This window comes from Nocardia carnea NBRC 14403 (assembly GCF_000308515.1).
Taxonomy (GTDB): Bacteria; Actinomycetota; Actinomycetes; order Mycobacteriales; family Mycobacteriaceae; genus Nocardia; species Nocardia carnea.
Map to the genome: position 1 here is coordinate 24,942 of NZ_BAFV01000009.1, position 13,783 is coordinate 38,724.

Consider the following 13,783-nt stretch of genomic DNA (forward strand, 5'->3'; position numbering starts at 1 on the left):
GAGCGATCTCGCGTCCTGCATGCTTGCGGGGCGCGTTTTTCGAGTGCAGGCAGAGCTTTCGAGAGAAGGCCAGGGCCCGCCCACCGGCGGGTTTCAGCAGACATGTGTGCCGGGCCTGCGGGCCGGGTGCCGAACGACGAACGGGTGAGCGCAGTGCCGACCGGCAAGGTGAAGTGGTACGACGTGGAAAAGGGCTTCGGCTTCCTTTCCCAGGACGAGGGTGAGGACGTCTACGTCCGCTCGTCCGCGCTGCCCCAGGGTGTGGAAACGCTGAAACCCGGACAGCGGGTGGAGTTCGGGATGGCGGCCGGGCGCCGCGGCCCGCAGGCGCTGAGCCTGAAACTGGTCGAAGCGCCGCCCTCGGTCCGGCAGAACCAGGAACGCAACGCCCGCAAAGAGCCCGTGGCCCGTAAGCACAGTCCGGACGAACTGCACGGCATGGTCGAGGACATGATCACGCTGCTGGAAGCGAAGGTGCAGCCGGATCTGCGCAAGGGGCGCTACCCCGACCGTAAGACGGCACAGCGGATCTCCGAGGTGGTGCGCGCGGTCGCGCGGGAACTCGATCGCTGATCCGAGAGAAGTAACCGGCGGCGGGCCGGTCCGGACACCCGGACCGGCCCGCGCGCGTATCAGGCGGTTTTGATCGACCAGATCGCGTGCGGAATCGAGAATTCCCGCCCGGTCTCATCGATCGCGATGATCATCACCTGCAACTCCACACCGATCAGCTCCAGCTCCGGCTCGGGATTCGAGTCGACGGTCAGCGCCGGGGTGCCATCCGGGTAGTCGCGGTAGCTGCTGGGCTTTTCGACCACCTCGCCGTTCTCGTCCGAATACAACGGAAGCAATTCCCACGGTGTGCCCACGACCTCCGACGGCAGCGAGATCTGCAGCGGGTTACCCGCCGGAACCTCCAAGAACACGGTGTCGCCCTGTTCGCAGTTCTCCATCCGCACGGTGCAGTAGTAGAACGGCGGCACGGTGACGGCCTCGCCGTGCGCGTACGCGGTGAGTTCCGGTTTGTGCGGCTCGGCATCGCGCGCCAGCAGCCAGACCACACCGGCCGTCCCGGCCACCAAGAGCAGAATTCCGGCCAGGGCCAGCGCGAGAGTCGTGCGGATTCTGTTCGTACTCACCGGGCGGTTTCTCCTCGTGGATGGTCGTGGTGCGGTATTTCCTGTTCGGCGTGCAGCGGGCGGCGCCCCCCGAAACCGGGCAGCAGGCTGTGCCCGCGCGAACTCAGCACAGTCTGGACGAGACCCGCGGCGAGAACGGCACTGACCACCGCGAAACCCTTCCAATAGTCGGTCGGCAGCAGAACGCCGCCCGCGCCGCCGACCACCCAGCTCAGCTGCAGCACGGTTTCCGAGCGGCCGAAACCGGACGCGATCGATTCCGGCGGCAGATCGTCCTGGATCGAGGCGTCGAGCGAAACCTTGGCCAGCGCGCTGGCACCCGCCGCGATCAGCGCGGCCAGCGCCGCCCCGAGCAGGTTGTCCAGGATCAGCGCGACCGCCGCCACGGCCGTGCAGGCCAGGGTGCAGTTCACCACGATCAGTGAGGGCCGGCCCAGCCGCAGCCGGGCACCGGTGGCGTTACCGGCGAAATTGCCGACCGCCGCCGCCGCGCCGACCAGGCCGAGCATTGCCGCCTGCTGCACCGGCCGGTGTTCGGTGGCCTTGGCGACGAAGGCGATGTAGAAGGTCAGGAACCCGGTGAGGACCCGGATACTGCCGTTGCCCCACAACCCGGTGACCACCGCGCGGCCCAGCGGTTGCCGGCGTTTGCGGGGTGGTACCGCGGATTCGCGGCCGGGTTCCAGCACCTCGGTCTGCGGGTCGTCGCCGTGATAGCTCAGGGTTGCGGGGACCTCGCCCTCGGTGATCTCCACCCAGCGCGGGATCTTCCAGCTCAGATAGGCGCCGCCCACGGCGATACCGGTGGCCAGGATCAAGGCGCCGGTCGAACCGGTGAGCGCGGCGGTGGCCCCGGCTATCCCGCCTGCTCCCAGGGTGCCGCCGACCAAACCGAATACGGTCAGCCGGGAATTGGTGCGGACCAGATCGATATCCGGTGGTAGTACCCGTGGCGTCACGGCGCTCTTGAGCACGGCGAACGATTTGCTGAGCACCATCATGCACAGCGCCAAGGGGTACAGCACCCAGCTGTCGAAACTGAAGATCAACACCACCGCTACGACCGCGCGAGCCGCGAACGAAGCCGCCAGCGCCAAACGGCGCCCGGTCTGCAACCGATCCAGCGCGGGCCCGATGAGGGGCGCGATGAGTGCGAACGGCGCGATGGTGATCAGCAGATACAGGGCGACCTTCGATTTGCTCTCCGCGGTCGCGCTGGCGAAGAACAGGGTATTGGCCAGCGCCACCGCGATCGCCGCGTCCAGCGCGAAATTCGCCATGGTGGCGTAGGTGAGCGCGGTCAGCCCCGATTTGTCGGCGCCGTCGGCTTCCGCGGCACGCCGGAAGGTGGCGATACCTTTCCCGGTGAGCTCGCGGCCGCGCATCGCCGCCACCCGGGTGACGGTGAGTTTGCGGGGGAGCCGCCGGCCGTCGGGATCTTCCTCGGTGTCGAAGTCCCCGCTGCGGTACACCTTCGTTGGCTCGCCGGTTCCGGAGTGCTCGGGCGCGGGCTCCTGCGGTTCGCCCGGGGACTGTTTCCTGGATTCGTACCGGGAGCCGGACGCAGGATCGACCGTGGAGCCCTGAGGCAGACGATCGCCGCCGGGCGTATCGCCGGCCCCCCGGCCCTTCTCGGCCCGGTACCGGCCCCGCCCCACCGGAGCCGGGGGGATTGCGTCGCCACCGGACTGCCCTGCCGCATCGAAGCGGCGCGTCGACTCGTCGGCACCGAAACGACGATCGGCCTCGGCAGCGGGCCGGTGCGGTCCGTCCAGACGCTTGCCTCCGGGGCGGTATCCGGAATCGGCCGGACCAGCGGTGCGGGCGTCTTCTCCCGGGGTCCAACGGTCACCCTCAGTGGCGTCGAGTGGACCGAGCCCGCTCCCGGTGCCGGCGGCCCACGCAGCCTGTGCGTCGTTACGCCGACCCGACCGCCACTCCGGTGCACCGGAGTCGGCGCCGGAACGGCCCCCGCGTCCGCGGTAACCGCCGTCGGATACCGCGGCAGGCGGTGTCCGACGCGGTTCGGCGGAATCCCGGCGGCCGTCTCGTTGTGGTGCGGCGCTCTCCCGCATGGATCCGGGCCGCCCGTCTCCACCGGCGCCGGCGGCCCCATGGCCGCCGGACCGCTGTGTGGAATTCCGCGACCCGCCCAGCGCGCCGAAGACCCGGGCGAAACGGCTCATTCGCCCCGGCGCCGCAGGTTCGTCCGAGGCCGGTATGGCCGCGCGTGGCACCGATCCGGCGTGACCACGCGCGGGATCGGGATCGTCGAGCGGAAGCGGCCGGGTCGGCGGCGGGGTGGGGCGGGTGTTGCCGGGGTCGGGTTCGCGATTGCGGTGTGGCACGTTCGGCGGGGGGTAGCGGTCGAAACCTGGATGCCGCTGGGGTGGCGGAGACTCGCCGGCGGGCCACTGACCGCGATCGGAACCGGAGGGCTCGCGGGAAGTGGGCACTCCTCAATTCTGGCCCACGGCGTCCGCGGCGAAACCCCGCCCTGTTCAGGGCGGGCCGAAAGTGAGCTGTATCGCTTCCGCGCCGGGCGTTGTCAGGCCGGTGCGAACCGGACCTCGAAGACCGTCGGCCAGTACTTTCCGGTGATCAGGAAACGGTCGGTGCCCGGTATCTGCGCGATGCCGTTGAGGACGTCGGTACCCGCGCGCCGGTCCGCCGGCAACAACCCGGCCGCATCGATCACCGACAGGACACGCCCGGCGTCCGGATCGATCCGCAGGATTTGCTCGGTGGGCCAGGCGTTGGCATAGACCGAACCGTCCTCGGCGCATTCCAGTTCGTTCAGGCGGGTATCGGTACGGCTGGTCAACGCGACCGAACCGGTGACGGCGAAGGTCACCGGATCGCGGAAGGTGAGGGTCGCGGATCCGTCGCTCATCACCAGCCGCCCCTCCTGGTGGCACAGCCCCCACCCCTCGCCCTGGTACGGGACCCGCTGTTTTTCGGCCAGCGTGCGCGGGTCACGGGCGAAGGCGACCCCTTCCTGCCAGGTGAGCTGCCACAGGGTGTCGCCGGCGCGGGTTATGCCCTCCCCGAAGAAGGGCGGCGGCAGTTCGACGCGGGCCAGCTCCGCACCGCTGCTCCGATCGATACTGCGCACATCGGACTGTCCGACCATGCCGGTGCCCTCGTACAGCACCTCACCGTCGATTTCGAGACCCTGGGTGAACGCGCCGGGGTCGTGTGGATGGGTGGCGACCACCTCGACAGTGCGGCGCTCAGCGGCATCATCGGCGTTTGCGCAGGCGCCCGGTACGAGCAGGCAGACCAGCGCGGTGACGACCCAGGTACGCCGAGTGTGCTTCATACGGCAAAATGTAGACCGTGAGCGCAGTATCTGTATCGGACACCGACGTACGGTCGATTCTGGCGGGGGCCGTCGACCTGGCTCGTCGTGCGCTCCTGGAGCTGGAACCCTCCGGGGTCGGTGCGCATGTCGGCGTCCGCGCCGAGAACGAATGTGCCGCCACGCACTGCTTCGAGGCGACCCTCCCGGGCTACCACGGCTGGCAATGGGCCGTGGTGGTCGCGGCCGCCCCGGACACCGAACGGGTCACGGTGAGCGAATCCGCGCTGCTGCCCGGCCCCGACGCGCTGATCGCGCCGGAGTTCGTGCCGTGGGAGCAGCGGGTCCGCCCGGGGGATCTCGCCCCCGGGGATCTGCTCGCGCCACCGGCGGACGACCCGCGCCTGGTGCCCGGCTACACCGCGACCGGCGATCCGGAGATCGACGAGGTGGCCTACCAGGTCGGGCTGGGGCGCAAACAGGTCCTCGGCCTGGAGGGGCGCGTGGACGCCGCGCAGCGGTGGTACGAGGAGTACGGCCCGGACAGCGATATGGCCAAAGCCGCGCCCGCTTCCTGCGAGAGCTGCGGTTTCTACGTACCGCTCGCCGGTGCGCTGCGCGCCGCCTTCGGTGTCTGCGCCAATGCCATGGGTGCCGACGGTCATGTCGTGCATATGGGTTACGGCTGCGGAGCCCATTCGGACACGCCGCTGCCGGCCGGAGCCGGGTCGCCGCTGTACGAGGCCTACGACGATGCCGCGGTGGAGGTCTATCCGGCCGCATCGCCGAAACCTGCGGAGGCGGGGTCCGCATCTGCCACCGCGGCGGCGCCCGTGGAATCCGCGGCCTCGGACGCGACTGCGGGAGTCGAGCCGATTGCCACCACCGAACAGCGTGATCCCGAGACCGGAGGCACCGAACCGCGGGGCGCGACCGGCGCCGTACTCGAGCAGTCGAGCAATTCGACGCACGATGCCGGTGCGGAAACCGGCACGGCCCCGGCGCCCACCGCCGTTGCACCCGAACCGGAGAACGGCGACGCGGGTTCGCCGGATGCCCCGGACTCCGGAGCCGCTGAGTAGATATCGGAAAGCCCGGCGGAGCAGCCACCCGCGGAATCCCCGGATGCGGAACGTGAGTTCACAGGGAGTCGCGTCGGTGGGACCGGTCCCGGGCAGCCCGCACCGACGCCGAACGCACCGAGTTCGTCGGCGGCTACTCGGGCGGGCGCTGAGCCGATCCCGGAGCGCACCGCCGCCCCTGTATACGGAGGCCGCTGTGGGGGAGGACACGAGGGAATCGCAGTCCACGGTCCCGGCAGGCGCTGCCCGTACAGGCTGTCGACCCCATTCGGGGTGAGGAAGGCGAAGCACTCCGGAGACGGCGGCGGCCATACCCAGACCGGCCGTATCCGGCGATCCGGTGGGGTGGGGGCGGCGTGGTCACCCCGGAGCGGCGGCCACCTCGTTGGAGGTGTGGATGGAGACAGGCCTGGGCCGGGCGGGAAGATACCGAAAGACGCCGCCGATCCGGCGGAAGCGATGCGCCAGGGTCCGTCGCTGCCCGGTTGGCGGGGACTCGCCGATCGTATCGGTGTGGGACGGTGAATAGTGCAGGGCGACAGCGGTAATGGCGGATAAATCGATAGGCTGCGGGTCGGGCCGGAACGGCCGAGGCGTGTGTTCGGCCGGACGTGTGCGGCGACGTACGCTGTGGCGGTGAGTGAGACCGGTGCGGTGGGCGATATGAGCGGATCGGCATCGTCCTCCGTAGAGCACGACTCCGCCGACCCCTTCGGCACCGCGCGGCTGCGCGCCGGCGTGCTGGCGGCCTGGCGGGATTCGCCGACCCGGTTGCGTGAGGACGCGGCAACCGAAGCGGACCTGGTGCGCGCCGGTTACCGCGACCGGCTGCTCACCGAACTGGCGCAGAACGCCGCGGATGCCGCGGCCGCGGCGGGCGTGCCGGGCCGGATCGTGGTGCGGTGCAGTGATCGGACGCTGTCCATCTCGAATACCGGCGCCCCGCTCGACCTGGCGGGCGTGCACGCCCTGACTGCGCTGCGTTCCTCCGGGAAAACCGGAGGTACCGGGGAAATCGGGCGGTTCGGGGTCGGTTTCACCGCGGTGCTCGCGGTGAGTGAGGAGATCGAGTTCCGGTCGACCAGCGGATCGCTACGGTTCTCCCGGGAGGAGACCCGGGCCGAGCTCGCGGCCGCGGGCGTCGCCGTTCCGGAGACGGAAGGCGGGTTCGCGCCACCGGTGCTGCGGCTGGCCTGGCCGCACGCGGCGACGCCGGGTGCCGGTGCGGACAGCGAAATCGTGCTGCGGTTGCGACCGGATGTCGATCCGGCGGCGCTGCTGGAAGCCATGCGCGCCGAGGCGGTGGATCTGCTGTTGGAGCTGCCTGCGCTGAACGAGGTCCGGATCGAGGACTTCCCGGTTCGGTCCACGGCTCGGGCTATGGGCGAGACAGGTTTGCGCGAGATCCGGATCGACATGGCCGGAACCGAGGAGGTCTGGTGGGAATACCGGACGGCGCGGGCGCGCTGGCTGGTACCGGTCCGCGACGGCCGGCCCGTCGCCGCGCGACCCGATGTACTGCGCGCCCCCACCCGATCGGACGAGGAACTGACGTTACCGGCACTGCTGATCGCCGATATCCCCATGCAACCCGACCGCCGCCGGGCGCTGCCCGGTGCCCGGTTGCGTGAACTGGCCACCGGGTACGCCGATTTCGCCCGTGCGCTGCCGCCCGCCGCGCGCCCGGTGCTGATCCCGGCCCCGGGATTCGCGCGCAGCGAGGTGGACGGGCTGCTGCGGGAGTCGATTCTGGAGGAGTTGCGCGACAACCCCTGGCTTCCGGTGCTCACGCCCGAACCCGGCACCGCGGACCGACCCGAGGAGCGGGTCGCGATACCCACCCGCACCAGCGTTTTCCCCGACCTCACCGCCGAACTGGCCGAACTGCTCGGTGATGTCCTCGATCCACTGCTGATCCCGGACCTGTCCGGCACGCGGTACGCGGATGTCCTGGCGACGGTGGGGGTGCACCGGATCGGTGCGGCGCGGGTCGCGGAACTGTCCGCGGGACTGGATCGGCCGCCGTCGTGGTGGTCGGCCCTGTACACCGCCCTCGAACCGTTCGTCACCGACCAGTTGGCGGTCGAGGAACTCGGGGCCCTGGCGGTACCGCTGGCCGACGGCCGAACGGTCACCGGCCCGCGCACAGTGCTGCTGGACGACGAACTCGCCGCGCTCGCGGAGCCGGTGCCTGTGCATTGGGCACGTCTGGTGCATCCCGCGGCGGCGCACCCGCTGCTGGCCCGGCTCGGTGCCCGGCGGGCGACCCCCGCCGATCTGCTGTCGGATCCCGCGCTGCAGGCGGAACTGACCGATCATCCCGGCGATCCGGATACCGTCGAATCGGTATTGCGGCTGGCGGCGGTTGCCGATACGGCGGCTTTACCGTCCTGGCTGGGGATGCTGGAATTACCGGACAGCGAAGGCGGTACCCGCCCGGCCGACGAGCTACTGCTGCCGGATGCCCCGCTGATCGAATTGCTGGTACCGGATTCACCGTTCGGGGTCGTCACCACCGAGGTCGCCGAGGAATACGGCGCCGGCGCCCTGCGGGCGATCGGGGTCGGCTGGGATTTCGGGATCGTCACCGAAACCGACCCCACCGGCCCGGACCATCATCTCGACGACGAGGAAACCTGGTGGGCCGGGCTTTCCGAGGATCCGCCCGAGCTGATCGCGGTCCGCGATCTGGACCTGGTGGACGATGCCGCCTGGCCGGAGGCACTGTGGCGGTTGCTGTCCGACGAGCGGACCCGGCCGCTGCTCGGTGACACCGACGGCTACACCGCATGGTGGTTGCGCAGGTACGCGCGGATCGACGGGATCGCGCTCGGCGGCTACCGGCACCCGGCCGATACCGAATTCGCGGGACTGCTACCGGAACTGCCGATAACCGGGCTGTCCGGCCCGGACCTCGACGCGCTCGGCGGTTGCCTGGCCGCCCCCGCCGCCCTGGATCTCACGCTCGCCGCAACGCTGCTCGAAGCGTTGGCGGATCCGGCGAAGACACCGGCTCCGGAAGTGGTTGCCCGGGTACACGCCCGGCTCGGCGCGGCGCTACACCGGCTCGATATCACCGCCCTGGACCCGCCCGACCGGGTACGTGCACTGTCGGGCGCGGTGATCGACGCCGCGGACGCGCTGGTGCTCGACAAGCCGTGGTTCGGTCTGGCGGTTCCCCCGGATCGGCTCGTGGTCGCCGACCCCGAGACGGCGGCGGATCTGTCGGTACTGCTGGATCTGCCTGCGGTCTCGGAAGAGGTGCATGCCGAAGTGCTCGACGCGGGCCACGAAACCGGCTGGGATCGCGAACCACTCGGCGTGGTTCTGCGCCGGATGTTCACGCTCGGGCCGCAGCCGGGCACGCTCCGGGTGCACGACGACCTACGGGTCCGGCTGTCGGGTGCGGTGACGCGGACGGTGCGGGTGCCGTGGTGGCAGGACGGCGATACGGTCCATGTGCTGCGCCCGGGGCCGGTGCACTGACCGCGGGTCCCGGTGCCGCTATTCGGCGTGTTCGGCCAGCGCCGCGGCCAGTAGATCGAGCTGGGTGCGCACACTCTCGCTGTCGTCGTCGACCAGCCAGCGCAATACGATTCCGTCGATCACGCTCAGCGTGAACCGCGACAGCTGACGCACCGGAACCTTCCAGGTGCTGCCGGTGGCATCACGGGCATGGTCGAGAATATCGGCGACCGTGGAATCGTTGAAGTCGTACTGTTCCCGGGCGATCGCCAGTTTGGCGGGCGTCTGCTCGCCCTCCCGCAAGGCGTAGGTGGTGGTCTCGTAGGTGAGCAGCTGACGTTCGGGGGTGGCCTCGATATTGAGCCACATGAGTTCCAGCCCGGCGCGCAGGAGATCGCGCAGTGCGGTGTTGCCGCTACCGGCCTGCTGCCAGACGGATTCGTTGGCGTCCACCGAATCGCGCAGCTCCATCGACAGCGCCTTGACCAATTCGGTCATCAGCGCGTCTTTGTTCTCGAAGCAGTAATGCACCACACCCAGCGATACGCCCGCCGCTTGGGCGACATCACGGGTGGTGACGCCCGCGACCCCCTTTTTCTCGGCAAGGCCGATCGCGGCCTCGATAAGGTGGGCCCGTCGTTCTTCGACGCTCAATCGGGAGGACACACGAGCGAGTTTGGCGGTCCGGGTCCGAACAGTCAATTCCCGGTCGCGCTCTGCGAGACCCGTCCGGGCCCCGGCACACCGGCAGCCGGCCGGCCCCGCTGCCTCGGATTATGCGCGGTCGGTGATCACAATCCCGTCTGCGCGCCCTTGGCGCCACGGCGGGCGCCCCGGCGCTGTACGACGAAGATCGTGTAACCGAGCAGGCCGACGGCCAGACCCATCAGGCATACCGGCCGCGCTGTCGCCCAGCGGTCGCCGCCGAGCCAGACGACGACGGTGGCGATCGCGAACAACGCGGAGCCCAACGCGAGCACCGGGCGAGGGTCGGTCAGCCACGGTGGGAACTGCGGGAGCCGGGCGTTCATCCGATCAGCGTAACCGCAGTACGCGCGCCGATTCGCAGCGTGTCACGTAAGGTTCACTTTGTGAATACGGACTCGGATGTGCGGGCGCTGGCCAGCGACCTCTCGCTGGCAGTGGTGCGTTTGACGCGGCATCTGCGGGGACGGCGTGCGGAATCGCAGATATCGCTGACCCAGCTCTCGGTTCTGGCCACTCTCGCAGGTGAGGGTGCCATGACGCCCGGTTCACTGGCCGCGAAGGAACGCGTCCAGCCCCCGTCGATGACCCGGGTGATCGCCTCGCTCACCGATCTGGGGCTGGTGGACCGCGACCCGCATCCGACCGACGGCCGCCAGATCATCGTTTCGCTGTCCCATGCCGGGCATGCCCTCCTCGCCGATGAGCGCAGCGCCCGGGAAGCCTGGATGAGTGACCAGCTCGCCGACCTGGACCCCGATCAGCTCGCCGTACTCGAACAGGCCGTCTCGATCCTCAACCAGATCGTCGCGGACTCCGAATAGTCAGCGGGCGGCGCCGTAGCTCGCCCCGAACGGCTGGTCGCTGTCGACTATTTCGCGGCCGAGCGGGAACAGGGCCAGCGGGATGAGCTTGAGGTTCGCCCAGGCGAACGGGATCCCGACGATGGTGATCGCGAGCGCGATGCTGGTGCCGAGATGGCCCAGCGCCAGCCACCAGCCGGCGACCACGAACCAGATGATGTTGCCGAGCAGGGCGCCCGCGCCCGCTCCCGGCTTCTCGACGGTGGTGCGGCCGAACGGCCACAGCATGTAGAGGGCATTGCGCATCGCCGCGACCCCGAACGGGATCGTGATGATGAGGACGAAGCAGATCAGGGCGGCGACGAAGTATCCCAGCGCCATCCAGAAACCGCACAGGATCAGCCAGAGAATATTGAGCAGCAACTGGATCGGCTTCATACGTCAAGCATGCCCGAGTGGCGCGATATCCGCACCCACAGCGCGGGCCGTATGGCGCGGCTTGGCAGGATAGGCGGGTGGCCGTGGTTCTCGATGTGGACAGTGCTGCCGATCCGCGCGTCGACGATTTCCGGGATCTGAAGGCAGCGGACCGCAGACCCGACCGTCCCGGCGGGCGGGGACTGGTCATCGCGGAGGGGACCGTGGTGGTCCGGCGCATGCTGGAATCGCCGTTCCGGCCGCATGCACTGCTCGGCGTGGACAAGCGTTGGCAGGAACTCGCCGCCGACCTCGCGGAATTCGATATCCCGTTCTACCGTGCCCCGGCCGAGGTGATGGCGCAGGTAGTGGGTTTCCACCTGAACCGGGGTGTACTCGCGGTGGCCCACCGGCCGCCCGCCCGCGATTTCACCGATCTCCTCCCGGGCGCCACAACGGTCGCCGTACTCGAGGGGGTGAACGATCACGAGAATCTCGGCGCCATGTTCCGCAATGCGGCGGGGCTGGGCGTGGACGCGGTGCTGTTCGGACCCGGCTGCGCCGATCCGCTGTACCGCCGGTCGGTGCGGGTTTCCATGGGGCATGCGCTGCGGGTCCCGTTCGCACCGGTACCGGACTGGCCCGCCGGCTTGGATGTGCTGCGCCGCCAGGGTTTCCAGGTGATCGCGTTGAGCCCCGATCCGGCGGCCGCGACCCTCGCCGCCGCATTCACCGGCCCGCGGGTGGCGCTGCTGCTCGGCGCCGAAGGCCCCGGTCTCACCGAGGAGGCGATGGCGGCGGCGGATATGCGGGCCCGGATCCCGATGTCGGCGGGCACCGATTCGCTGAACGTGGCCACCGCGGCGGCAATGGCCTTCTACGAGCGGGTGCGCGCCTCGTGACCCCCGTCGGCCGTCCCGGCTACGGCAGCTACTCCGGCCCGGCGGGCGAACCGACCCCGTGGGCGGCGGGGATCACGGTCGCCGCGCTGGTCGCGGCAATCACGGCGGTCGGGGTGTTCGCGTTCGGCACGGCCTTGACCCAGGTGCACCCGCTGTTCTCGCTGGCGGTGAATGTGGTCGCGGCGATCGGTATCGCGCCCACCGCCTGGCGCTGGCGGCGTCGTCCGGTTACCCGCTGGGTGCTGGCCGGTGCCGGTGCCGGTGTACTGCTCGGCTGGATCGGGTTGCTCGCCGGCATCTGAGCGGAACGCAACGGTTGTTATCGGCGGAACACGACGGTTACTTCTCGGCGGGTACCGCGGCATCGTGGCCGCGCAGCCAGGACAGCAGGCCCTTGCGTTCGTGGTCGACCCGGTTGCGCGGCGGCCGGGGATCGTGGTGCGCGCCCTCGTCCTTGGGGTGGAGCCGGAAACCGCAGACCCGGATATCGCCGGGGGTCACCGTGGGCCGGGCCGCATCGGAATCCCGCGGGCTCGACTGCTCCGGCGCCGCCGCGGCCATCGGGAAGTACCGGAATCCGAGCCATTCGTAGTTCGCCGTATCCGCGAAACCGGGCGGGTCGAACGGCAGCACCAGCGGATCCGGGAGTTCGCCCAGCCGCCACCGGATCGGATGTTCACCGGCCCAGTGCGGCCGCTCCCAGATATGCGGCAGACCCTGGTCCTGCAGGATGTTGAGACGAGTGGAACTGAATGCCCGGCGCAATTCGCCGCGTTCCCAATGCGCGAACGAACCCCAGCCGTATTCGAGATCGAACGACACCAGATACGTATGCTCCTCGGCCAGTGGCCGCACGAGCAGATCCGGGATCTCGGTCGGATGTATCCGGGCGGCATAAGGACTGCACAGCAGGTTCAGGCCCGGGTAGCAGCCGATGAACAGTTCGTCGGGTCGCGGTCCGGTGGCTTCCCCGAGAGTCGACGATGCGGTCGGTTCGACCTCGAGATCGGGATGCAATTGCCGGGCCAGTGCGTAGGCCGCATCCGGGTCGGGGTCCGGGTCGGCACCCAGGACCGCGAGCGGGTCGGGCGTATCGACGTACCAGACCGAGGAAATCTTGGACAGCATCCACCCACCTCCGATAGCGCACGAACCGGGTCGTGAACTGCTCGGCGTGCACCTCGGCCGTTATCGGGGCAGCCCCGGCATCGACCGCGTCGCCGTACAGCGGAACTTACTCGCCCGACCGGGTGGATCGGGCGCTTGTCGTGGGAAACACGCCGGTTCGCGGCCGTTCAGTGACCCGAGCTACGGACCCCGAGCAGTACGTCCTCCCACGATGGCATGGGCGCCTTACCGCGTTTGCTGCGCGAGGTGGATTTCGTGGCCTTGGCCGGAGCCTTCTTGGCAGCGGGTTTGGCGGCCGGCTCGGGCGTTTGTTTCGCCTCTGCGGGTTCGGGCTCGGGTTCGGCGGTATCCGCGTTCCGATTTCCGCCGGCTTCCGCGGCAGGGGCCTCGGAAACATCTGTCGCGGCGACTCCGGTGGCCGGCTCCGCGGCTGGTTCGGCGGGCGACTCCGCGGCTTCGACCGGCGGGACGGCTTCGACCGGTGAGTCTGCGACGGCCGGGGGGACAGGTGCTACCGCGGCAGGTTCACCGGTCGCCGGGGCGGATTCATCGGTCGCCGGGGCAGGTTCGCTGATGATCGCGGCGGATTCGTCCGTTGCCAGGGCGGATTCGCCGGCGGCCGGCGCCGGGGCGGCCTCGGGTTCGACGGGCTCCGGCTCGGCCGGCGCGGCCGATTCGGGCGCCTGCGTTTCCGGTTCCGCTACGGAATAGGGCGCCGCGGGTGCGGGCTCGGCGGCACCGGGGGATTCCACGGGCGCGGCAGCAACCGGCGCCTGGGCCGCGGGCGGACGATGAACCTCCGCTGCCGGCGGCCGATACGGTTCGGCCGGAGCCGCGGGCG

General features: G+C 69.9%; 13 protein-coding genes and 1 pseudogene. 6 read left to right on the forward strand and 8 right to left on the reverse strand.

Translation table 11 applies throughout. The features are described from left to right. The first annotated feature begins 153 nt into the window (after window positions 1-153). Entirely contained in the window at window positions 154-573 is a 420-nt protein-coding gene (locus ON22_RS02945; protein WP_039822144.1) for a cold-shock protein, read from the forward strand. A gap of 59 nt (window positions 574-632) precedes the next feature. Here the strand turns inward: ON22_RS02945 and ON22_RS02950 are convergent, their stop codons facing one another. The 3 genes from ON22_RS02950 to ON22_RS02960 all read right to left on the reverse strand — a co-directional run bounded on the left by ON22_RS02950 (window position 633) and on the right by ON22_RS02960 (window position 4,461). After that, window positions 633-1,139, reverse strand: coding sequence for a DUF2771 domain-containing protein (locus ON22_RS02950; protein WP_033244130.1), 507 nt, complete (start codon window positions 1,137-1,139; stop codon window positions 633-635). Next, window positions 1,136-2,797: an MFS transporter gene (locus tag ON22_RS02955; RefSeq protein ID WP_373280839.1), complete on the reverse strand. Its 1,662-nt coding sequence runs from the start codon at window positions 2,795-2,797 to the stop codon at window positions 1,136-1,138. Before ON22_RS02955 ends, ON22_RS02950 begins: the two co-directional genes overlap by 4 nt. A gap of 890 nt (window positions 2,798-3,687) precedes the next feature. Continuing rightward, complete coding sequence (locus ON22_RS02960) at window positions 3,688-4,461, reverse strand: glutaminyl-peptide cyclotransferase (RefSeq protein ID WP_033244131.1); 774 nt, start codon at window positions 4,459-4,461, stop codon at window positions 3,688-3,690. A gap of 17 nt (window positions 4,462-4,478) precedes the next feature. Here ON22_RS02960 and ON22_RS02965 point away from each other — a divergent pair, with 17 nt between their 5' ends. Further along, on the forward strand, window positions 4,479-5,522 hold the full coding sequence (locus ON22_RS02965; protein ID WP_086007653.1) for a DUF3027 domain-containing protein: 1,044 nt from the start codon (window positions 4,479-4,481) through the stop codon (window positions 5,520-5,522). Window positions 5,523-6,185: 663 nt separating this feature from the next. After that, on the forward strand, window positions 6,186-9,008 hold the full coding sequence (locus ON22_RS36490; protein WP_051157097.1) for a sacsin N-terminal ATP-binding-like domain-containing protein: 2,823 nt from the start codon (window positions 6,186-6,188) through the stop codon (window positions 9,006-9,008). 18 nt (window positions 9,009-9,026) lie between these two features. Here ON22_RS36490 and ON22_RS02975 read toward each other — a convergent pair whose 3' ends face one another. Continuing rightward, complete coding sequence (locus tag ON22_RS02975; RefSeq protein WP_033244132.1) at window positions 9,027-9,653, reverse strand: TetR/AcrR family transcriptional regulator; 627 nt, start codon at window positions 9,651-9,653, stop codon at window positions 9,027-9,029. Window positions 9,654-9,778: 125 nt separating this feature from the next. After that, window positions 9,779-10,018: a DUF2530 domain-containing protein gene (locus tag ON22_RS02980; protein ID WP_033244133.1), complete on the reverse strand. Its 240-nt coding sequence runs from the start codon at window positions 10,016-10,018 to the stop codon at window positions 9,779-9,781. 60 nt (window positions 10,019-10,078) lie between these two features. On the opposite strand from ON22_RS02980, the gene ON22_RS02985 reads away from it, so the two are divergent. Next, window positions 10,079-10,516 carry an Rv0880 family HTH-type transcriptional regulator gene (locus tag ON22_RS02985; protein WP_033244134.1) on the forward strand — a complete coding sequence of 146 codons (438 nt, stop codon included), beginning with the start codon at window positions 10,079-10,081 and terminating at the stop codon, window positions 10,514-10,516. On the opposite strand, the gene ON22_RS02990 is transcribed toward ON22_RS02985, so the two are convergent. After that, window positions 10,517-10,933: a YccF domain-containing protein gene (locus ON22_RS02990; protein WP_033244135.1), complete on the reverse strand. Its 417-nt coding sequence runs from the start codon at window positions 10,931-10,933 to the stop codon at window positions 10,517-10,519. 77 nt (window positions 10,934-11,010) lie between these two features. On the opposite strand from ON22_RS02990, the gene ON22_RS02995 reads away from it, so the two are divergent. Further along, complete coding sequence (locus tag ON22_RS02995) at window positions 11,011-11,814, forward strand: TrmH family RNA methyltransferase (RefSeq protein WP_033244136.1); 804 nt, start codon at window positions 11,011-11,013, stop codon at window positions 11,812-11,814. Further along, window positions 11,811-12,116, forward strand: a complete 306-nt coding sequence (locus ON22_RS03000) for a DUF2537 domain-containing protein (protein ID WP_051157095.1) — start codon at window positions 11,811-11,813, stop codon at window positions 12,114-12,116. The genes ON22_RS02995 and ON22_RS03000 overlap by 4 nt, the downstream gene beginning before the upstream one ends. Window positions 12,117-12,153: 37 nt before the next feature. Here the strand turns inward: ON22_RS03000 and ON22_RS03005 are convergent, their stop codons facing one another. Together ON22_RS03005 and ON22_RS03010 are read right to left on the reverse strand one after the other, a co-directional pair. Next, complete coding sequence (locus ON22_RS03005) at window positions 12,154-12,942, reverse strand: DUF6928 family protein (protein ID WP_033244137.1); 789 nt, start codon at window positions 12,940-12,942, stop codon at window positions 12,154-12,156. Between the two features lie 167 nt (window positions 12,943-13,109). Then, window positions 13,110-13,783, reverse strand: a pseudogene (locus ON22_RS03010) (hypothetical protein); the annotation flags it as partial.